Genomic DNA, 19,810 nt, shown 5'->3' on the forward strand with positions numbered 1-19,810 from the left:
CCCACCCCCCCCCCCCCCCCGCCGCGGCGTCGTAGGAGTACCGCCGTATCACTCGCCGTCGGGCGCGGGTACGCGACCCGGCTCCTGTTCCGCGGTGGGCAGGAACGGACTGATCACGAAGCGGTACAGCGCGGCACCGACCACACCGCCGATGAACGGCCCGACGATCGGCACCCACCAGTACAGATTGCCGTACTGATCTCGCCACGCCGTGCCGTATCCGGTGATGTAGCTGGCCAGCCGGGGTCCGAAGTCACGGGCCGGGTTGATCGCGTACCCGGCGTCGGTTCCCCAGGCCATGCCGATCGCCACGACGAGGAAGCCGATGACCACGGGGGCCAGGTTGGCACCGGGCGGGGTGTTCAGCAGGTCGGTCACGGCGAAGATCAGCAACAGCAGGATCGCGGTGCCGATGATCTGGTCGCGCAGCGCCCCGAGCTCGCTCACGGGAAGGACACCGTTGCCCGGCAGGGTGGAGAACACGAACTGGCTCTTGATCGTGTGACCGGGGTCGAACTTGGCCAGAACCTCCGTGTAGTTCCAGCGCACCAGCAGGGCGGCGACGAACGCCCCCACCGTCTGGGCCACGGCATAGGGCAGCACCTTGGCCCAGGAGAAACCCTTGAAACAGGCCAGGGCCACGGTCACCGCGGGATTGAGATGAGCGCCGCTGAGCCGGGCGGCGATGTACACACCGAAGGTGACGCCGAAGCCCCACGCCCACGTGATGCTGTCGTGATCTCCGAGGCCGCCGGCCACCACCTGGGCGACCACACCGCAGCCGAAGAGGATCAGAACCATGGTGCCCAGGAACTCGGCGGCGAGTTCGCCGAGGAGTCCCCTTCTCGAGGTCCCATTTGCCATGGGGCACCGCCTTCCACCTGTCAAAGGATGGGCGTTTTTGACCGCGAGGGTAACGTTTTGATGCTGGACGTCCAGAGCCTCAGCGTCAACTGGAACAACCTTCTCCCGCTTGCCTGTCCCGCCCCGGCAGTTCGCTCTCGTATTCCTCCCTGGCCGTGGCACCGCATGAGCGGCGGCAGGTGTGAAACCCGGGAGGTGACCGGGGAGGACGCTGGTGGACCTGGACACTGTCGCCGACGAGCTGTACGGGCTGCGGCCGGAGGACTTCACCGCCGCCCGGCAGGCCCGCGCGGCCGCGGCCCGCGAGAGCGGCGACCGGGCCCTCGCCGAGCGGATCGGCAGGCTGCGCCGCCCGAGCCTCGCGGCCTGGGCCAGCAATCTCCTGGTGCGGCGGCAGCCCGAGGACGTCGAACCGCTGCTGCGGCTCGGTGAGGCGCTGCGCCAGGCCCACCACGACCTGGACGGGCCGCAGCTGCGCGATCTCAGCCGCCGGCAGCACGTCCTGATCAACGCCCTGTCCCGGCAGGCACGCCACCTGGCCGACCAGGCGGGCCACCCGATCGGTGACGACGTCCAGCGCGAGATCGAGGCGATGCTGCAGACCGTCCTCGCCGACCCCGACGCCGGACGGGAATGGGCCACCGGACGACTGGTCAAGCCCTTCGGCCCGACCGTCGGCTTCCCGTCCGCCGTTCCCCCCTCCGCCCGCGTCGGCGACGCCTCCGCCGGCGACGCCTCCGCCGGCGACGCCTCCGTCGCCGACGCCTCCGCCGGTGCCACCGCCCGCCGTACCCGGGCCGCCCGTCGATCGGCGCCGCCGCCGTCCGCGCCCCGGCGCCCGGACGAGGCCGCTGAGGACGAGCGCCGTCGCCGTCTGGAGAAGGCCGCCGACGACCGCCGCCGCCGTCTGGACGAGGCCCGGCGGGAGGCCGAAGAGGCCGAGGCCGAACTCAGAGCCGGCCGGGACGAGGCGGCCGAGGCCGACCGGCGGGCCCGGGAGGCCGAGGAGCAGGCGGATGTCCTGCGGCGGCGCGTCGGCGAACTGAGCGAGGAGCTGCGCCGGCTGGAGGAGCAGCAGCGACAGGCCGGGACCGCCGTCCGCGAGGCCCGCGAACGGGCTCGGGCCGCCGAACGCCGCGTACGGGAGGCAGGCCGACGCGCGAGAACGACCGCGGCGCGGGTCGAACGCCTGAGCGGCACTGCCTGACGGACAGCAGGTCCCGAGGAAGTGCTCGAAAAAATACCCCCGTGGGTATCCGTGCTACCGTCGTCCATATACCCCCCGGGGTAATTCTGGAACGGAAGGGAGCAGGTCGTGTTCTTCGTCGACGTCATCGAGGTGCCGGGCCTCGGCAACCGCGGCTACCTGGCGGGCGGTGAGCGAACCGCCGTGGTGGTCGACCCGCCGCGCGACATCGACCGGGTGATCGCCGTCGCCGCGCGGCGCGGGGTGCGGATATCCCACGTCGTGGAGACGCACGTGCACAACGACTACATCAGCGGCGGCCTGGAACTGGCCCGCGTCACGGGCGCCGCCTACCTGGTGCCCGCCGCGGCCCACGTCTCCTTCGAGCGCACCCCCGTGCACGACGGCGACAGCGTGACCGTCGACACCGGACTCGCCCTGCGCGCGCTGGCCACCCCCGGTCACACCCCGCACCACACCTCCTACGTCCTTCAGGACGGCGGCACGGCCGTCGCGGTCTTCACCGGCGGCTCGCTGCTGATCGGCACCGTCGGCCGGCCGGACCTGGTCGAGCCGCGGCTGACCGAACGCCTCGCCCGCGCCCAGCACGCCTCCGCGCGCCGCCTGGCCGCCGAACTGCCCGACGAGACGGCCGTGTTGCCCACCCACGGGTTCGGCAGCTTCTGCTCGTCCGCCCCGACGGCCGGCGACGACACGACCATCGGCAAGGAGAAGGCGTCCAACGACGCCCTCACCCGGGACGTGGACACCTTCGTCGCCGGTCTGCCGGCCGGCCTGGACGACATCCCCGCCTACTACACGCACATGGGACCGGCCAATGCCGCCGGCCCCGCGCCCGTCGACCTGACCCCGCCCGCCCAGGCCGACCCCGACGACATCGCCGGCCGGCTGGACGCGGGGGAGTGGGTGGTCGATCTGCGCCACCGGGCCGCCTTCGCCGAGGGGCATGTCGCGGGCTCGTTCAACTTCGAGGCCGAGGGACAGCTCGCCACCTACCTGGCCTGGCTGATCCCCTGGGGCAGGCCGGTCACCCTGCTCGCCGAGTCGGCCGAGCAACTGGCCGCCGCGCAGCGCGAGTTGGCCCGGATCGGCATCGACCGCCCGGCCGCCGCGGCGACCGGCGCCCCGGCCGACTGGCTCCGCCCCGGCGAACGCCCCGCCTCCTTCCGGCGTGCCACGTTCGCCGACCTCGCCGCGCGTCCCCGCGACGGCGTCGTCGTCCTCGACGTCCGCCGTGACTCCGAACGCGCGGGCGGACATGTCGAGGGCTCGGTGCACCTCCCCGTCCACACCCTGCACCGCCGCCTCGACGAGGTCCCGGCCGGTCAGGTCTGGGTGCACTGCGCGGGCGGTATGCGCGCCGCCGTCGCCGCCTCCCTGCTGGACGCCGCGGGCCGGGACGTCGTCGCCGTGGACGACGGCTTCGACGCGGCCGAACAGGCCGGGCTCGTCGTCCGCAACGGCTGACCCGCGCAGCAGAGAGCAAGGAACGAAGTGAACAGCATGATGGGTCTTTTCCGGCGGGGCCGGGGCGGTCCGGGGCGGGTGAGCGTCCAGGAGGCCGCCGCCCGGACCGGCGAGGGCGGCGACGCCGTCCTGCTGGACGTCCGTGAACTCCACGAATGGCGGGCCGGGCACGCGCCCGGGGCCGTCCGTCTGTCCCTCTCGGCGCTGATCGCCGGAGCCGGGCTGCCCGCCGGGGCGCAGGACCGGCCGCTGGTCGTGATCTGCCGTTCCGGCAACCGCTCCCGGCAGGCCGCCGAACTGCTCGCCACGCGGGGAGCGGACGCCGTGGACGTCATCGGCGGCATGCGGGACTGGGCGGCCGGCGGTCTGCCGGTGGTGGACGCCCGAGGCCGTACCGGCACCGTCGCGTGACCGCGGTCGTCCTCGCCCTGATCGCCGGCGGCGCCATAGGGCTGGCGCTCGGCGCGCTCGGGGGCGGCGGCAGCGTCCTGGCCGTGCCCGCCCTGATCTACCTGCTCGGCTTCACCCCGGCCGCGGCCACCACCGCGAGCCTGGTCATCGTCACCCTCACCTCGGCCACCGCCCTGTCCGCGCACGCCCGCGACGGCCAGGTGCGCTGGCGTACGGGACTGCTGTTCGCGGCCGCCGGAACCGGCCCGGCGATGCTGGGCGGCGCGCTCGCCGGGAGCCTGCCCCAGGCGGTGCTGACGGCGGCCTTCGCGGTGGTGGCGGGAGCGGCGGCGGTACGGATGCTGGGCTCGCGGCCCGCCGGACAGGGCGCCGTGGCGGTGCGTCCGGGCCGCGCGGCGGCGGCCGGTGCCGGTCTCGGCGCGGTCACCGGTGTCCTCGGTGTCGGCGGGGGCTTCCTCGCCGTGCCCGCGCTGGTGGGCGTGCTCGGCCTGCGGATGCGGGCGGCGGTGGGCACCAGCCTGCTCGTCATCACCGTCAACTCGCTGGCCGCGCTCGCGATGCGGGGCGGCACGGCACGGGGCCTGGACTGGGCCGTCGTCGGTCCGTTCGTCGGGGCCGCGATCCTGGGCGCCTGGGACGGCAAGCGGCTGGCGGCCAGGGTGTCCGGCACCGCGCTCCAGCGGGTCTTCGCCGTCGTCCTGCTCCTCGTGGCGGCCTTCATGCTGCTCGACGCGCTGCTGTGACCGCCACGGCCGCCCGTCTCACGCCAGTGACAGGAACAGCTTCTCCAGCCGGGCCCGCATCTGCTCGGTGTCCTCACCATTCCTGCGGCCGGACTCGACATCGGTCAGGCACTGCTGCAGACCGGTGGCGATGATCGCGAAACCGGCCCGGTCGAGGGCGCGCGAGGCGGCGGCGAGCTGGGTGACGACGTCCTCGCAGTCGCGTCCCTCCTCGATCATCCGGATCACCCCGGAGATCTGCCCCTGTGCGCGCCGCAGCCGGTTCAGCACGGACTTCAGCTCCGCGCCCTCGAGTTCCAGTTCCACCATCACTCCTCGACCTATACCCCTAGGGGTACTGTACGTCCCGGTTCGGGACGGCGTCGACCATCACCGGATCACAAGGACCACACCTGCCATGACCACACCCCGCACCCTCGACCCGGGCCAGGCCCGCACCCGGCTGCCCGACCTCACCGTCATCGACGTCCGCACGCCCGGCGAATACGCCTCCGGTCATCTCCCGGGCGTGCTCAACATCCCCCTGGGCCACGTCCGTCGCCTGCTGCCGGAGATACGCCGGGCCGCGGAGCGGGGAGGCGTCCTCGTGGTCTGCGCGTCCGGAGCCCGCTCGGAGACCGCCTGCCGGCTCCTGGGCGCGCACGGCGTCGCCGCCGCCACCCTCGCGGGCGGCACCGCCGCCTGGGCCGCCGACGGGCATGAACTCCATCGTCCCGCCGCCCGGGCCGGCTGGACCATGGAGCGTCAGGTCCGCTTCACCGCGGGCGCCCTGGTCCTGCTCGGCCTCCTCCTCGGCCTGCTGGTGCACCCGGCCCTGCGGTTGCTCTCCGCCGGTGTCGCGGCCGGTCTGGTCGTCTCCGCCCTGACGAACAGGTGCGGCCTGGCGGCCCTGCTCGCCAGGCTGCCCCACAACCGCCCGCGTGCGAGCGACCTCGACGCCGCCGTGGCGGCGTTGCGCACGCGCTGAGTGGTCACACACAACGGGACCCGGTCCTTGTCGGAAGGACCGGGCCCCACTGGTCATGCGGTCGGCGTCACGCGGCGCCGCGCTGCCTGCGGCGCATCGTCAGGTACGTGCCCGTGGCACCCGCGGCCAGCAGCGCGCCCACGCCCAGGCCCACCGGAAGGGCGGGGAAGTCCGAGGCGTCGGTGCTCGCGGCGGTGTTCTGCATCGCCGGGCCCGGTGTGATGTGCGTGGAGACCGGGGCGATGTGCCGGATCGGACCGACCGACCTCACCGAGCCGTTCGCGTTCAGCAGCACCTGCTTGTCGTTGGGGTGCCGGAAGTCGAACATGCCCGACAGCGAACCGGCCGTGGCGTCGAAGGAGGGGTCGCCGATACGACCGGTGTGCCAGTTGTCCTCGACGAAACGGATGATCGAGGACTGGTCGGTCAGCGTGTGGTCGACCTTGTTGACCTTGCTGTAGGGAGAGACGACCAGCAGCGGCTGACGGGTACCGGGGCCGCAGCGGTCCGCGTAGCCGCCGGACGCCTTCGGACCGGCCTGGCAGGCGGGGCTGTCCGTGGCCTTGTCGTTGGAACCGAGCGAGGTGTCCTTGGAGCCGTTGCGCGGGGCGACGTAGGCGTGGTCGTACCAGCCGTCGGAGTCGTCGTACGCGATGACGATCGCCGTCGACTTCCACTGCGGCGAACTCTGGATCGCGTTGATCTGGCTGACGAGGAAGTGCTGCTCGTCGATCGGGTCGGAGTAGCCCGCGTGGCCGTCCTGGTACTCGCCGGCCTTGACGAAGCTGACGGCCGGGAGCTTGCCCGCCTTGACCGCGGCGGTGAAGTCGGTCAGGTCGTAGTTGTGGTTGGCCTGGCCGTTGTGCCCGATCTCGTCGACGCTCCTGGGCGGCAGGTGGTGCGGGTTGGACGTCGACTTGTAGTACTGGAACGGCGAGTGGTGCGGGCTGTAGTCGACCGAGGAGGCGCCGCCGACGTTGGCGTGCGCGGTGTCGCACTTGGCGTGGTCGCCGGACTTGCCGTCCCAGGCCGTGGACGGCCGGAAGCCGCCCTGGAACCAGCCCCACGTCACCTTCTTGGCGTTGAGCAGGTCACCGATGTTCCTGCCCTGCATCGCGGCCAGCGCGCTGGTGCTGGTGTGGTCCTTGTCGGAGCAGTCGTCGTAGGCCGGGTCGGGGTCGTTGATGACTGTGCCGACCCCCTTGGCGTCGGGCGACTTGACCGCGTACGAGTCGGGGGTCGAGGTCTGCTTGCCGGTCGTCGGGTCGACGGAGACGACACCGTGGGTCTGACCCGAGACCAGGTTCAGCGCGCCGGGCGTGGAGGGGCCGTAGACCGAGCTGAAGGAGCGGTCGTTGAGGGAGTACTGCTGGGCGTAGTTCCACAGCGCGGTGACGGTGTTGCCGTCGTAGTAGTCCATCACCAGGCCCGGCTCGCCGAACAGGCCGCCGCTGCACTTGTCGACCTCGGTGTTCTGCACGTACTGGTCGGCCCTGCCGCCGTCCGCCGCGTACTGCTCCGGCCCGTAGGAATGGTTCTGGTCGCAGGTCAGGGCCTGCGCCGGGGTGAGCCGCTTGGGCAGGTACTGGTTGGGGTTCTTCGTCAGCAGACCCGCGTGCGCCAGGGTGTCGATGTTCTTCGGCGTCTTCTTGGACGCCGTGAACTTCGTGCCGTCGGTGTTGGCGGCCTTCGGGTAGGTGGCGAAGTAGTGGTCGAAGGAGTTGTTCTCGTCGAACAGCACGACCACGTGCTTGATCGGCGTCGCGGTCGAGGAGTGGCCCTGGTGGCCCGCGGGTACGGCGGCCCAGGTGGGGGCGCTGCTGCCGAGGACGGTGAGCGCGGCGGCTCCCACCAGTGCCCCGAGGCTCCTCGTCGCCGTTCGTCTTCCAGTGCTGGCCATGCTGGTTCACCCTCCGGACGTGAAGGTCGGTGCGTCTTACCGGCACGGATGCTCCGCCGTGTGCGGGGCACTTCGGCGGAGCCATGATGGCGCGAGGGTGAACACCGGGTCAGGGATGCTGGGGCAAACTTTGACTGTGTATTGACCGATCGGGTTACAAAGTTGTCCATACAAGGTCAGGTGAGACACGGTCAGGTCAGCAGGGCACGCCCGAACCAGTCGGCGCTGTCGCGCACGCCGGGCAGGGCGAAGAAGTAGCCGCCGCCGAAGGGGCTGATGTAGTCGGTCAGCGGCTCGCCGGCCAGCCGGTGCTGCACGGTCTCGAACTGCCGGGCGAGGTCCTGCTGGTAGCAGCAGAACAGCAGCCCCATGTCGAGGTTGCCGTTGGCGTCCATGCCCCGGTCGTAGTTGTAGGCGCGGCGCAGGACGCGCTGGTCGGCGGTGGCCGTCGTACGGGGGTTGGCGAGCCGGATGTGGGAGTCCAGCGGGATGACGTCGCCCTTGGGGTCGTCCGTGTACTTCGGCGTGTCGTGCTCCGCGTCGCCGTCCAGGGGCGCTCCGGACTCCCTGGAGCGGCCGAACATGCGCTCCTGCTCGTTCAGCGAGACCCGGTCCCAGAACTCCACCAGCATCCGGATCAGCCGGACCACCTGGTAACTGCCGCCCACGGCCCAGTCCGGCTCGCCCAGGGAGCGGTCCACCCACACCAGCCGGTCCATCTCGCGCGCACTGGTGTGGTCCGGGTTTGCGGTGCCGTCCTTGAAGCCCATCAGGTTGCGCGGGGTGCCGGAGGGCCGCGGCGGGCTGGAGAAGCCGTCGAGGCGCCAGCGGACCTGCATCCCGCCGCGGGTGTGCCGGGCGATGTCGCGCAGGGCGTGCAGCACGGTGTCGGTGTCGTCGGCGTGCAGGTGCAGGCTGAGGTCGCCGTGGCACCAGTCCGCCCTGAGGTCGTCGTCGGGGAAGGACGGCATGGCCGTCAGACGGCGGGGCCTGCGCCCGGCCAGCCCGAACCGGTCGTCGAAGAGCGACGCGCCGACGCCGACGGTCACCGCCAGCGACCCCGACGGCAGTCGCTCGCCGAGGACGCCGGAGTCGGCGGGCGGGGCGGTGATGCCGACCGGGTCAGGGGTGCCGCCCGCGGTCAGGAAGCGGGCGCGGTCGGTGACCGTCCTGAGCAGATCGGCCAGTTCGGCGCGGTTCTCGGCGGTCACGTCCAGGGAGGTGAACACCGTGCACCTACGGGGCGTGGCGATCGCGGACGCCTGGTGGACGCCGTGGAAGGGCGCGACCGGGGGAGTGGCCGCGTCGGAGGCGGTCGTCGCCGTGCCGGGGGCGGCCGCGCCTCCCGCGGCCAGTCCCGCGCCCGCCAGGGCCGCGCCGCGCAGGAACCGGCGCCGGCCGACTCCGCCCGGCTGCTCGTGCGTGCTCACACCGTCCTCCGCGGGTCGAACAGGGTCGCCACCGACGCCAGCCGTTCCACCAGGTCGCCGAACACCGCGTCGACGTCCTCGCGCCGCGTACGGCTCAGCCGGTCCAGCGGCGTCCAGGTGCCACCGCTTCGGAAACCGTCCAGGGTCCGCCCGGCCCGGTCCAGCTCCTTGTCCAGGCCGGGCAGATCGGCGTACCGGGTGGTGAGCAGCGGCCGCAGCCGGGAGAGGACCTCGCGGGTGCCGTCGAGGTTGGCGCGGGCGGTGGCGAGGTTGCTGCCGCTGCCGTAGTCGGTCCGGCCGGTCAGCTCGAACTGCACCGTGTTCTCCAGGATCTCGTGCGCCCGCAGCCCGAGTTGGGCGGGGTCCATCCGCGTCTGCGCCCAGGCGTCGCGCAGCGCGGTGACGGCCTTCACCAGGGCGCCGGCCGGACCGCGCAGCTCCTGCGCCGACTGCCCGTGCCACAACCCGTACTCGATCCGGTGGAACCCGGTGAAGTCCTTGTCGCGCACCCCGTCGGCCAGTCCCGCGTCGGTGCCGTTGATCTGCCGGTCGGCGTCCCCGAAGGCGTCGTAGGCGGCGCCCAGCCGCTCGTACGCCAGATGCGCCGGCAGCCAGTCGGCGCGCGCCCGGGCGAGGTCACCGCAGTCGATGTCGCCGCGCAGGGTGGCGGTCAGCCGTACGACATCGGCGAGTCCGGTGCCGACCCACTTCTGGTAGGCGATCGCGGGCGGGATCAGGTCGTGCTCGCTGACCGGGGCGGCGGCCGGTCCCGGACGGCCGCCGCTGATCCGGACGGTGGGTCCGGTGACGGCGTCGGCGTCGTCGGGGACGCACTTGAAGGCGTAGGAGCCCTTGCCGACGCGGACGGTCAGGGTGCGGGTCGTGCCGGGGCCGATGTCCTCCACCTCGCCGTACACGGCCTGGCTCCTCGGGTCCTCCAGGAAGACCTCGGCGGCGCCGTCGGTGGTGTTGTGCAGGTCGAAGACCTGGACGCCGGGGACCGGGGCGTCCCAGCCGTGGCCGCAGCGGCTCGGCGAGACCTCGACGGTGGTGTGCGGCAGCCCGTCGGAGGCGGCCCGCGCATGGGCTCCGCCCCCGGAGCGGGCCAGCAGGACGCCGGCCAGGGCGAGCACCAGCAGCAGACCGAGTGCCCCGCCCAGCCGGAGCGGGGTCAGCCTGAGGCCGGAGAACGGCATCCGGACCTCCGGAGTCGTACGTACGTGATCACCACATCCTAGGAAGCGGAACCTTCGCGAACAGGCGTCCACAACAAGCCATGACCAAGAGTTCCCCCGGGGTTCACCCGACGTCCGGCGAGGCGTTCAGGGCCCACCGGGGACCCGGGAAGCAGCGGACGCCGGCTTTCCGGAGCGGCGCCTCCAGATCGTGCCACGGCAGCGGACGCTCGGAAACCCACCCTGGGTGACGCGGCGCGCGAGCGTCGCGCGGACCAGCCTCCACGCGCGCGAACCCGACGCGTACGCTGCAGACTGGTTTATGGGTCAACTACGGGGCCGTGATCTCCGAACAGTCAGGAACGCCATGGACTTCACCGTCGAGACCGCCACCGACGCGGTCGTCGAGAGCTTCCGCCACACCAAGGACCAGCGGCTGCGAGAGCTGCTGGGGAGCCTGACCCGGCACCTCCATGACTTCGTGCGGGACGTCGAGCCGACGCTCGAGGAGTGGGAGCAGGCGATCGACTTCCTCACCGCCGTGGGCCAGAAGTGCGACGACACCCGGCAGGAGTTCGTCCTGCTCTCCGACGTGCTCGGCGTCTCCATGCTGGTGGAGACCATCAACGGAACCGAGGACGGCACCGAGAGCACGGTCCTGGGCCCCTTCCACATGACCGAGTCCCCGAGCCGCGAACTCGGCGACACCATCGACCTGTTGGGCACCGGCCGGGCCTGCGTGGTCTCCGGCCGGGTGCTCACCGCCGACGGAACCCCGCTGCCGGGGGCCGAACTCGACGTGTGGCAGTGCGACGAGCAGGGCTTCTACGACGTCCAGCAGCCCGACGTCCAGCCGCCGGGCAACGGACGCGGACTGTTCCGGGCGGACGACGAGGGCCGCTACTGGTTCCGCACCGTCGTCCCCTCCCACTACCCGATCCCCACCGACGGCCCCGTCGGCCGCCTCCTCGACGCCACCGGCCGCCACCCCTACCGCCCCGCCCACATCCACTTCATCGCGAAGGCGGCGGGCCACCTCCCGGTGACCACGCACGCGTTCGTCGCCGACAGCCCCTACATCGACTCCGACGCCGTCTTCGCCGTGAAGAGCGGCCTGATCACCGAGTTCGCCGAGTCCCACGACGAGCGGGACGCCGAACGCCTCGGCGTGACCGCGCCGTTCGCGCACGCCCGCTTCGACATCGTGCTGGCGCCGGAGGGCTCCCGATGACCTTCACCTACGAGGCCCTGCCCATGCGGGTCGTCTTCGGTTCCGGCAGTCTGGGCCAACTGCCGGAGGAAGCCGGGCGGTTGGGGCTGCGCCGGCTGCTGGTGCTGTCAACGCCCGGTCAGCGCGCCCTGGCCGAGCAGGCGGCCGCCCTCCTCGGCGACGCGTGCGCCGGGACCTTCACCGAGGCCCGGATGCACGTCCCGGTCGAGGTCGCCGAGGCCGCCCGCGCGGCGGCCCGCGACGCCGGCGCCGACGGCTGCCTGGCCGTCGGCGGCGGATCGACCGTCGGGCTGGGCAAGGCGATCGCCCTGGACTCCGGGCTGCCCGTGATCTGCGTCCCCACGACCTACGCCGGCTCGGAGATGACCCCCGTGTGGGGGCTGACCGAGCACGGCCGCAAGCGCACCGGCCGCGACCGCGCCGTTCTGCCCCGCAGCGTCGTCTACGACCCCGACCTCACCGTCGGCCTCCCCGTCGACGTGTCGGTCACCAGCGGCTTCAACGCCGTCGCGCACGCCGTGGAAGCCCTCTACGCCCCCGACGCCTCGCCGATCGTCTCCGCCATGGCCGAGGAGGCGGTCCGCTCCCTGGGCACGGCCCTGCCCGCGATCGCCGCCGACCCGCTGGACACCGACGCCCGCGCCGACGCCCTGCGCGGTGCCTGGCTGTGCGGCGCGTGCCTGGGCGCCACCACCATGTCCCTGCACCACAAGCTCTGCCACATCCTCGGCGGCACCTTCGACCTGCCGCACGCCGCCACCCACACCGTCCTCCTCCCTTACGTCGCCGCCTTCAACCTCCCGGCGGCACCGGAGGCCGACCAGTCCCTGCGCCGCGCCCTGGCCACCGACGACGTACCCCACCACCTCGCCCGTACGTCCGCCGCCCTCGGCACCCCGCGCTCCCTGGCCCAACTCGGGCTCACCGAGGCCGACCTGGAGGAGGTCGTCACCCAGGCACAGGCCCAGCCCTACGCCAACCCCCGCCCGGTCACCGAACCGGAACTCCACACCCTGCTCACGGACGCCCTCAACGGGAGCCTCGCGCCCTGACGACCCCCGCGCGACGTGATCGTCGCCACAGAGACGACCGGGGCCGGGCGGACAGAGCTGGCTGTGGAACAACAAGGAGGCACTGCTCGGCACCGGGGTCGCGGACGAGGCGGGCCGGACGCCGGCCCAGTGACCGCTGGCGGGCGTCGCCCTGCTCGAAGAGCAGTCGTACGAAGTCGGTGACCGGCCCCACGATGTCGAGGTCCTGGTCGAGGACCCACTGCAGCTGGAGCCCGTTGAGCACCGCCTGGAAGAGGACCGCGGCGCTCTCGGGGGTGAGGCCCTCGCGGAGCCGGCCGCGGGCCGACTCGTCGGGGACCTGGGCGCGTGACCCCGCCGCCATCGGTGAAGCCGGCTCCTGCCGGGGCTGTCGGCTCGTTCTCGTGGCAGGCTGGTTGATGCAACAACCAGAGTGGGTGGAGGGTGGTTCCGGTGAGCAACGTGGAGACCGAACCGGCGGCGCTGCGCTGCGGTGCGACCGTGGACGACGGCGAGCCTGACGCGGCGCCCCGGGTGGAGGTGCTGTCGGCGCGGGACGTGCCCCTCGGCGGCCCGCGGGCGATGCGTGTACGGCGGACGCTCCCGCAGCGGGCCCGTACCCTGATCGGCGCCTGGTGCTTCGCCGATCACTACGGCCCGGTCGACGCCACCGAGCGGGGCATGAACGTACCCCCGCACCCGCACACCGGTCTGCAGACGGTGAGTTGGCTCTTCAGCGGCGAGATCGAGCACCGGGACACCCTCGGCACCCGCGCGCTGATCCGCCCCGGCGAGATGAACCTGATGACCGGCGGTCACGGCATTGCCCACTCGGAGGTCTCCACGCCGAACACCACGGTCCTGCACGGGGTTCAGCTGTGGGTGGCCCTGCCCGAGGAGCACCGCGGCACCGGCCGGGACTTCCAGCACCATGTGCCGAAGCCCGTGTCGGTCGAAGGGGCCGAACTCCGGGTCTTCCTCGGCTCACTCGCCGGAAGCACGTCCCCGGTGCGGTCGTTCACGCCCCTGCTGGGCGCGGAACTCACCCTCGAACCGCATGCGACGGTCACGCTGGCCGTCGACCCCGCCTTCGAGCACGGACTCCTCGTGGACGCCGGAGACGTCCGCCTCCTCGACACCGTGGTGCACCCCGCCGATCTCGGTTACGTCCCCTGCGGTGCCGACACCCTGACGCTGGTCAACGAATCGGCGGCCCCCGCACGCACGATCCTGCTCGGCGGCCCGCCCTTCGAGGAGGAGATCGTCATGTGGTGGAACTTCATCGGGCGCAGCCACGAGGACATCGCCCGGGCCCGCGAGGACTGGGAGGCCGCCTCCGACCGCTTCGGCGTCATCGAGGACTTCCCGGGAGGCCGCCTCCCCGCCCCCGCCCTGCCCAACGCCGTCATCACCCCACGCCGCAACCCTCCGCACCTGAGCCGTCGTTGACACGTCATCAGCCCGTACGTCATGCCGGCCGGGGTCTCCGGCGTAGTGGCTCCACCTTCCGGACCGGCCGGGGGACGCCGGGCTGCGTCTGCACATGGACGGTGCCCGCTTCGCCGGAGCCGTCGCCGCTCTCGGCTGCGCGCCCGCCGACGTGACCTGGCGGGCCGGGGTCGACCTGCTGTCCTTCGGGGCCACCAAGAACGGCACCATGACCGCCGACGCGATCGTCGTCTTCGACCGCTCGCTCACCGCCGAACTGTCCTTCCGCGCCAAGCGCGCCGGTCAGCTCGCCGCCAAGATGCGTTTCCACGCGGCCCAGTTCGACGCCTACCTCACCGACGACCTGTGGCTGCGCAACGCGGCGCACGCCAACGCCATGGCGGCCCGTCTCCAGGAGGGCCTGAAGGCCGTGCCCGACGTCGGTCTGCTCGGTGCGGCCGACGCCAACATCGTCTTCTGCCGGCTGCCCCGGCCGGTCATCGACGGACTCCTGGCCGACGGCTACGCCTTCTACCACGACCGCTGGGAGCCGGGCGTCGTCCGCCTCGTCACGTCCTTCGCCGCCACCCCGCAAGACGTCGACCACCTCGTCGAGGCCGTCCACCGCCACGCCGGCTGACGGGGCCCCTGCGGCCGTCCCGGCTCAGTCGCCGGTGCACACCGATCCAGAGGACGTCTCCGTGCTCGCGGCACTGTCCGCGGTCGCCGATCCCGTGGGTCTGCAGTTGATCCGCGAGCTCGCCGGCTCCGCCGACTGGAGCCGCAGCTGCGGAAGGACTGCTCGACCTCGTGCAGAGCGCCGACGGCGACTGACCCCGGGCGTACGACCCCGCGTAGTACCCCGGTACCACCCGCCCGGCGTAGATCGAACCCCGGTACCACCGGATCGGACGGTCCGGTTCCTTAGCGTGTGAGGTGCGGCGGCCGACCGGTGCCGCGGACCGAGAGAGAGCACGCGGATGATCGAGGCACAACAGCTCACCAAGAGGTACGGGGAGAAGACGGCCGTGGACGGGCTCGACTTCGTCGTCAAGCCGGGCACGGTGACGGGCTTCCTGGGACCCAACGGCGCGGGCAAGTCCACCACCATGCGCATGATCGTCGGGCTGGACGCCCCGACCAGCGGTTCCGTGACGGTCAACGGCCGCCGCTACGCCCAGCACCGGGCCCCGCTGCAGGAGGTGGGCGCGCTCCTGGAGGCGAAGTCGATCCACCCGGGGCGCTCGGCCTACAACCACCTCAAGGCGCTGGCGCTGACCCACGGCATCCCGCGCAGCCGCGTCGACGAGGTCATCGACCTCGCGGGACTGGGCAGTGTGGCCCGCAAGCGGGCCGGTGCCTTCTCGCTCGGCATGGGACAGCGGCTCGGCATCGCGGCGGCCCTGCTCGGCGACCCGCAGACGGTCATGCTGGACGAGCCGGTCAACGGGCTCGACCCGGAGGGCGTGCTGTGGATGCGCAACCTGCTGACCTCGCTCGCCGAAGAGGGCCGTACGGTCTTCGTGTCCTCGCATCTGATGAGCGAGATGGCCCTCGTCGCCGACCACCTGATCATCGTCGGCCGGGGGCGGCTGCTGGCCGACACCACCGTGAGCGACCTGGTCCGCGAGGCCGGCGGCGACACCGTGACCGTGGCGACCCAGGACCCGGCACGGCTGCGGGAGGTGCTGGCCGGACCCGGCGTCGACATTACCGGGCACATCGGCTCCGAAGAACTCCAGGTCACCGGGGTCACCGCCCGCGAGATCGGCCTGAAGGCGGCCGAGCACGGCATCGCCCTGTTCGAGCTCAGCTCGCGCTCGGTGTCGCTGGAGCAGGCCTTCATGGACCTGACCAGGGACGCGGTGGAGTACCACGGCACGACGACCGCCATCGAGACCCCCGGGAGGGCGGCATGACCACCATCACCGCGACCACCCAGACACCGCGCACCACCACCCCCCGGCGCCCCGCCTACCGGGTCACCCCGGCGGGAGTGCTGCGCTCGGAGTGGGCCAAGCTGTGGTCCCTGCGCTCGACCTGGATCACGCTGGGGCTCGGGCTGCTGTTCCTCGTCGCGTTCGGGCTGATCGCCACGGCCCGCTACAAGTCCGGATACGACTCCGGCACCCTCGACAAGGGCTTCGCCAGCAGGACGGGCCTGGATCTGTCCCTGTTCGGCACCAACTTCGCCCAGCTGGCCCTCGGCGTCCTCGGCGTCCTGGTCACCGCAGGCGAGTACTCCACCGGCATGATCCGCTCGACGCTGGCCGCGGTGCCGCGCCGGCTGCCCGTGCTGTGGTCCAAGGCCGCCCTGTACGGCGTGGTCGTGCTCGTCGTCGGCACGGTCGGCGCGTTCGTCACCTTCCAGATCGGCAGCGGCATCGTCTCCGGCACGCCGGCCGCCATGAGCCTGTCGCACGCCGGTGTCGTCCGCAGCCTCTTCGGCGCCGGGCTCTACCTCGGCCTGGTCGGGGTGATCGGCGCGGCCCTGGGTATGCTGCTGCGCTCGGTGGCCGGCGGGATCTCGGTGCTGGTCGCCACGCTGATGCTGATTCCGGGCCTGGTGACGCTGCTGCCCAGCTCCTGGCAGGACAACATCAGCCCCTACCTGCCCAGCAACGCCGGCGAGTCGATGTACGCCCTCACCCACGACGCCACCAGCCTCTCGCCCGGCGCCGGCCTGTGGGTCTTCCTCGGCTGGACGGTCCTCGCGCTGGCCGGCGCGGCGTACCGGCTGGTGCGCAGCGACGTCTGAGCACCGGCACCATGGACGGGTGACATCCGTGACCTACGACGACGCCGGCGGGCTGGGGCCGCTGGTCGCCCGGCTCGCCCGGGCCGGCCAGCGGCTCCGGCAGGCCGACCGGGCGCGGCCCTGGGCGCTGGACACCACGGTCGTGGTCCTGGTCTTCCTGCTGTTCTGCGTGCCGGACCTGCTGCGGTCCACGGGCGTGGCCACGGGGGACGACGGACCGCACCGGCTCCGCCTCGCCCTCACCGACCTGCCCCTGCCGGCCGTGCTGGCGGTGCAGGTCGGACTGGTGCTGCCCCTGCTGTGGCGGCGGCGACGGCCGCTCATGACCTTCGGCGTCATCACGGCCGTCGTCCTGCTGCAGTGGTCGCTGGGCGCGGGACTGCGCGCGGACTTCGCCCTGTTCATCGCCCTGTACAGCCTGGTGCTGCACGGGCGGCTGCGGCAGCTGCCGTGGGCCTGCGCGGCCACGGTCGCCGCGATGACCGTGGTCGCGCTGCGGGTGTCGCACGCGGTGTCCGTGTGGGACGCCCTGTTCTTCCTGCTGAGCACGGCGACCGCGGCCCTCGCGCTGGGACTGACGGTCCGCATCCGCCGGGCCCAGCTCGCCGGTCTGCGGGAGCGGGCCGCGCGGCTGGAGATAGAGCGCGACCAGCGCGGCAGGCTGGCGGTCGCCACCGAACGGGCCCGGGTGGCCCGCGAGATGCACGACATCGTCGGCCACAACCTGTCCGTCATCATCTCCCTCGCCGACGCCGGCAGATACGCCACCGACCTGGCGCCCGAACGGGGCAAGGAGGCCCTGCAGCTCATCGGCGACACCGGCCGTCAGGCGCTGAGCGAGCTGCGGCGGGTGCTCGGCGTGCTGCGCGAGAGTGCGGGCACGTCCGGCACCGGGCCCGCGCTCAGTCCGCAACCCGGTCTCGCCGACATCGACGCCCTGTGCGCCGGGGTGCGCGCCGCCGGTCTGGAGGTCGTCTACCGCACCTCCGGGGACGTGGAGACCCTCGACGGCGGAGTGCAGTTGACGGTGTACCGGATCGTGCAGGAAGCCCTCACCAACACCCTCAAGCACGCCGGCCCCGACACCCGGGTGCACCTGGCGATCGTCGTGGAGGACACCTTGTTGACCATCCGCGTCCAGGACACCGGCCCCGCCCTGCTCCCCGGACCGCCCGGCGAGGAAGGACACGGCCTGGTGGGGCTGCGCGAACGGGCGGCTCTCTACGGCGGCAAGGTGAGCGCCGGCCCGGCGCCCGGCGGCGGCTGGAGCGTCCGGGCCACCCTCGACCTCACCCCCCAGGGCGGTACCGAGTGACGACCGTGCTCATCGTCGACGACCAGCCGCTGCAGCGCTACGCCTTCCGCATCCTGCTGGAGTCGGTCCCGGAGACCGACGTGGTCGGCGAGGCCGCGCACGGAGCCGAGGCCGTCCGCATGACCGCCGAACTGCGCCCCGACGTGGTCCTGATGGACGTCCGGATGCCCGGCATGGACGGCATCGAGGCCACCCGCCGCATCGTCGCCGCCGGCGACCGCTCCCGCATCCTGGTGCTGACCACCTTCGACCTCGACGAGTACGTCCACGCCGCCCTGCGCGCCGGAGCCAGCGGCTTCCTCCTCAAGGACGCCCGCCCCGAGGAACTCCTCGCCGGCATCCGCGCCGTGGCCGCCGGCGACGCCGTCATCGCCCCCGCCCTCACCCGCCGCATCCTCGACGAGTACGCCCGGAGCCGGCCGGCCACCGGCCGCGATCCGGACGACGACCCGAGACTGACCGGCCTCACCGACCGCGAACGCGAGATCCTCGAAGCGATCGGCAAGGGCTGGACCAACGGTGAGATCGCCGCGCACTTCGTGCTCTCCGAGTCCACCGTGAAGACCCATGTCGGCCGCGTCCTGGCGAAGATAGGCGCCCGCGACCGCATCCAGGCGGTGATCTTCGCCTACGACATCGGTCTCGCCCGGCCCAACGCGGGCTGAGCGACGTCATCCGTCCCGTTCGGCGGACGGGCCCACGAGCACCCTTCCCCGCGATGCCCGCCGCCCGGCTCAGCGCCAGGGCCGCCTCCTTCGCCGTCGGGTTCACCCCGACCACGCCGACGTACACCGACCCCGGCCTTCGACCGGCAACAGCAACGGGGGCTGGTCACCAAGGTGCTGGCCCGTGAGGAGATGGTCCTGGCGGCCGCGCCCGCGCGGTCCTTCGCCCGGCCCGGCGAGGTCACCCCCGCCGAGACCGCCGGCCTGCCGTTCGTCGACTTCGTCCCCGGATGGGCCGTCCGCCAGGCCGTGGACCGGACCTACCGGTCGGCCGGGGTGGAGCGCGGCACGGCGTTCGAGGTCAACGACATCGTGGCCGCGGCCGAGCTGGTCCGGCACGACCTCGGGGTCTGCGTCATGCCGGAGTCGATCGCCGCCCGCTTCCCGGATCTGACCCCGCGCCGCTTCACCCGGCAGGCTCCGCACTGGGACGTCCTGCTGGCCCGTCCGCCCGGTCCCGTGCCGCCGGCGGTCGCCGCGCTGCTGCGGCACATCACCTGACCGGCCGGGACCGGGACTTCGCCCGGCCGGACACGGCCGGTCCTGGCAGGATGGCGGCATGGAACGTGTGCTGGGAATCGGCGGATACTTCCTGCGGGCGACCGACCCGCAGGCCCTGAGCGCGTGGTACCGGGAGTGCCTGGGCCTGGACACCGACGAGCACGGCCTGTGGCGTCAGGAACCCGGGGACACGGTGTTCGCGGCCTTCGAGTCCGGCACCGACTACTTCGGCTCCCGCGCCCAGCAGACCATGCTCAACTTCCGGGTCCGCGACCTGGACGCCATGCTCGCGCAGTTGCGCGGCAAGGGAGCGGACGTGGACCCGGAGAGCCAGGACATGGAGGGCGTCGGCCGCTTCGGCTGGGTCACCGATCCCGACGGCAACCGGATCGAACTCTGGCAGCCCGCCTGACGGTTCAGCGGGTCCGCCGCTCCGTCAGCCAGTACAGCGGGGCAAGGACGGGAAGGACGGCGCCCTGCGCGGTGACCGCGTTCCAGCCGTCCGCGTGGTAGGCGACCGAGCCCAGCTGCGAGCCCAGCGCGCCGCCCGCGAAGAAGACGGCGATGAAGCGCGCTTGTCCGTCGGCCTCATGGCAGGCGTCCGCGAAAGCTGTGACCATGTTCACGAGCCCGCAGACAGACCACGGCAGCCCGGGA

General features: G+C 72.6%; 21 protein-coding genes and 2 pseudogenes. 16 read left to right on the forward strand and 7 right to left on the reverse strand.

Annotation, left to right across the window (positions count from 1 at the left end):
* Window positions 1–48: 48 nt before the first annotated feature.
* Entirely contained in the window at window positions 49–864 is an 816-nt protein-coding gene (locus MKW14_RS37345; RefSeq protein WP_240870696.1) for an MIP/aquaporin family protein, read from the reverse strand.
* Window positions 865–1,078: 214 nt separating this feature from the next.
* Here MKW14_RS37345 and MKW14_RS41115 point away from each other — a divergent pair, with 214 nt between their 5' ends.
* From MKW14_RS41115 to MKW14_RS37365, 4 genes are all read left to right on the forward strand, one after another.
* Window positions 1,079–2,071, forward strand: coding sequence for a hypothetical protein (locus MKW14_RS41115; protein ID WP_308314675.1), 993 nt, complete (start codon window positions 1,079–1,081; stop codon window positions 2,069–2,071).
* Window positions 2,072–2,179: 108 nt separating this feature from the next.
* Window positions 2,180–3,538: an MBL fold metallo-hydrolase gene (locus MKW14_RS37355; protein ID WP_240870698.1), complete on the forward strand. Its 1,359-nt coding sequence runs from the start codon at window positions 2,180–2,182 to the stop codon at window positions 3,536–3,538.
* A gap of 39 nt (window positions 3,539–3,577) precedes the next feature.
* Window positions 3,578–3,949 (forward strand): rhodanese-like domain-containing protein, encoded by a 372-nt coding sequence (locus tag MKW14_RS37360; protein WP_240870787.1) that lies wholly within the window; start codon window positions 3,578–3,580, stop codon window positions 3,947–3,949.
* A complete protein-coding gene (locus MKW14_RS37365; protein ID WP_240870700.1) occupies window positions 3,946–4,692 on the forward strand; it encodes a sulfite exporter TauE/SafE family protein in 747 nt (248 codons plus the stop codon). Before MKW14_RS37360 ends, MKW14_RS37365 begins: the two co-directional genes overlap by 4 nt.
* Window positions 4,693–4,710: 18 nt before the next feature.
* Here MKW14_RS37365 and MKW14_RS37370 read toward each other — a convergent pair whose 3' ends face one another.
* Window positions 4,711–4,998 carry a metal-sensitive transcriptional regulator gene (locus tag MKW14_RS37370; RefSeq protein ID WP_240870789.1) on the reverse strand — a complete coding sequence of 96 codons (288 nt, stop codon included), beginning with the start codon at window positions 4,996–4,998 and terminating at the stop codon, window positions 4,711–4,713.
* A gap of 91 nt (window positions 4,999–5,089) precedes the next feature.
* Between MKW14_RS37370 and MKW14_RS37375 the strand changes: the two genes are divergently transcribed.
* Window positions 5,090–5,659: a rhodanese-like domain-containing protein gene (locus MKW14_RS37375; RefSeq protein WP_240870702.1), complete on the forward strand. Its 570-nt coding sequence runs from the start codon at window positions 5,090–5,092 to the stop codon at window positions 5,657–5,659.
* A 67-nt stretch (window positions 5,660–5,726) separates the two neighbouring features.
* Here the strand turns inward: MKW14_RS37375 and MKW14_RS37380 are convergent, their stop codons facing one another.
* The 3 genes from MKW14_RS37380 to MKW14_RS37390 all read right to left on the reverse strand — a co-directional run bounded on the left by MKW14_RS37380 (window position 5,727) and on the right by MKW14_RS37390 (window position 10,185).
* Complete coding sequence (locus MKW14_RS37380; RefSeq protein WP_240870704.1) at window positions 5,727–7,559, reverse strand: phospholipase C; 1,833 nt, start codon at window positions 7,557–7,559, stop codon at window positions 5,727–5,729.
* Window positions 7,560–7,750: 191 nt separating this feature from the next.
* Window positions 7,751–8,989, reverse strand: a complete 1,239-nt coding sequence (gene efeB / locus MKW14_RS37385; protein WP_240870706.1) for an iron uptake transporter deferrochelatase/peroxidase subunit — start codon at window positions 8,987–8,989, stop codon at window positions 7,751–7,753.
* Window positions 8,986–10,185: an EfeM/EfeO family lipoprotein gene (locus MKW14_RS37390; protein ID WP_240870708.1), complete on the reverse strand. Its 1,200-nt coding sequence runs from the start codon at window positions 10,183–10,185 to the stop codon at window positions 8,986–8,988. Before MKW14_RS37390 ends, efeB begins: the two co-directional genes overlap by 4 nt.
* A gap of 346 nt (window positions 10,186–10,531) precedes the next feature.
* On the opposite strand from MKW14_RS37390, the gene MKW14_RS37395 reads away from it, so the two are divergent.
* Entirely contained in the window at window positions 10,532–11,395 is an 864-nt protein-coding gene (locus tag MKW14_RS37395; protein ID WP_240870710.1) for a dioxygenase family protein, read from the forward strand.
* On the forward strand, window positions 11,392–12,447 hold the full coding sequence (locus tag MKW14_RS37400; RefSeq protein WP_240870712.1) for a maleylacetate reductase: 1,056 nt from the start codon (window positions 11,392–11,394) through the stop codon (window positions 12,445–12,447). Before MKW14_RS37395 ends, MKW14_RS37400 begins: the two co-directional genes overlap by 4 nt.
* Here MKW14_RS37400 and MKW14_RS41720 read toward each other — a convergent pair.
* Window positions 12,425–12,790 (reverse strand): hypothetical protein, encoded by a 366-nt coding sequence (locus tag MKW14_RS41720; RefSeq protein ID WP_374116653.1) that lies wholly within the window; start codon window positions 12,788–12,790, stop codon window positions 12,425–12,427. The genes MKW14_RS37400 and MKW14_RS41720 overlap by 23 nt on opposite strands.
* A gap of 89 nt (window positions 12,791–12,879) precedes the next feature.
* Here MKW14_RS41720 and MKW14_RS37410 point away from each other — a divergent pair, with 89 nt between their 5' ends.
* The 9 genes and pseudogenes from MKW14_RS37410 to MKW14_RS37450 all read left to right on the forward strand — a co-directional run bounded on the left by MKW14_RS37410 (window position 12,880) and on the right by MKW14_RS37450 (window position 19,565).
* Window positions 12,880–13,875, forward strand: coding sequence for a pirin family protein (locus MKW14_RS37410; protein WP_240870714.1), 996 nt, complete (start codon window positions 12,880–12,882; stop codon window positions 13,873–13,875).
* 73 nt (window positions 13,876–13,948) lie between these two features.
* A pseudogene (locus tag MKW14_RS37415) lies at window positions 13,949–14,494 on the forward strand (threonine aldolase family protein); the annotation flags it as partial.
* A gap of 34 nt (window positions 14,495–14,528) precedes the next feature.
* Window positions 14,529–14,648 (forward strand): annotated as a pseudogene (locus tag MKW14_RS37420) (transcriptional regulator); the annotation flags it as partial.
* Window positions 14,649–14,834: 186 nt separating this feature from the next.
* Window positions 14,835–15,773: an ABC transporter ATP-binding protein gene (locus MKW14_RS37425; RefSeq protein ID WP_240870716.1), complete on the forward strand. Its 939-nt coding sequence runs from the start codon at window positions 14,835–14,837 to the stop codon at window positions 15,771–15,773.
* The gene (locus tag MKW14_RS37430; protein ID WP_240870718.1) at window positions 15,770–16,612 is read left to right on the forward strand and encodes an ABC transporter permease; all 843 of its coding nucleotides are present in this window, start codon (window positions 15,770–15,772) and stop codon (window positions 16,610–16,612) included. The genes MKW14_RS37425 and MKW14_RS37430 overlap by 4 nt, the downstream gene beginning before the upstream one ends.
* 19 nt (window positions 16,613–16,631) lie before the next feature.
* Window positions 16,632–17,927 (forward strand): sensor histidine kinase, encoded by a 1,296-nt coding sequence (locus MKW14_RS37435; protein ID WP_240870720.1) that lies wholly within the window; start codon window positions 16,632–16,634, stop codon window positions 17,925–17,927.
* Window positions 17,924–18,592, forward strand: a complete 669-nt coding sequence (locus tag MKW14_RS37440) for a response regulator (RefSeq protein WP_240870722.1) — start codon at window positions 17,924–17,926, stop codon at window positions 18,590–18,592. Before MKW14_RS37435 ends, MKW14_RS37440 begins: the two co-directional genes overlap by 4 nt.
* A 174-nt stretch (window positions 18,593–18,766) precedes the next feature.
* Window positions 18,767–19,153 carry a LysR substrate-binding domain-containing protein gene (locus MKW14_RS37445; protein WP_240870725.1) on the forward strand — a complete coding sequence of 129 codons (387 nt, stop codon included), beginning with the start codon at window positions 18,767–18,769 and terminating at the stop codon, window positions 19,151–19,153.
* A gap of 58 nt (window positions 19,154–19,211) precedes the next feature.
* Window positions 19,212–19,565: a VOC family protein gene (locus tag MKW14_RS37450; protein WP_240870727.1), complete on the forward strand. Its 354-nt coding sequence runs from the start codon at window positions 19,212–19,214 to the stop codon at window positions 19,563–19,565.
* Window positions 19,566–19,569: 4 nt separating this feature from the next.
* On the opposite strand, the gene MKW14_RS37455 is transcribed toward MKW14_RS37450, so the two are convergent.
* On the reverse strand, window positions 19,570–19,773 hold the full coding sequence (locus MKW14_RS37455; protein WP_240870729.1) for a hypothetical protein: 204 nt from the start codon (window positions 19,771–19,773) through the stop codon (window positions 19,570–19,572).
* Window positions 19,774–19,810 lie beyond the last annotated feature (37 nt).

Origin of the sequence: Streptomyces gilvus, from assembly GCF_022513565.1 — a bacterium.
Lineage (GTDB): Bacteria > Actinomycetota > Actinomycetes > Streptomycetales > Streptomycetaceae > Streptomyces > Streptomyces gilvus.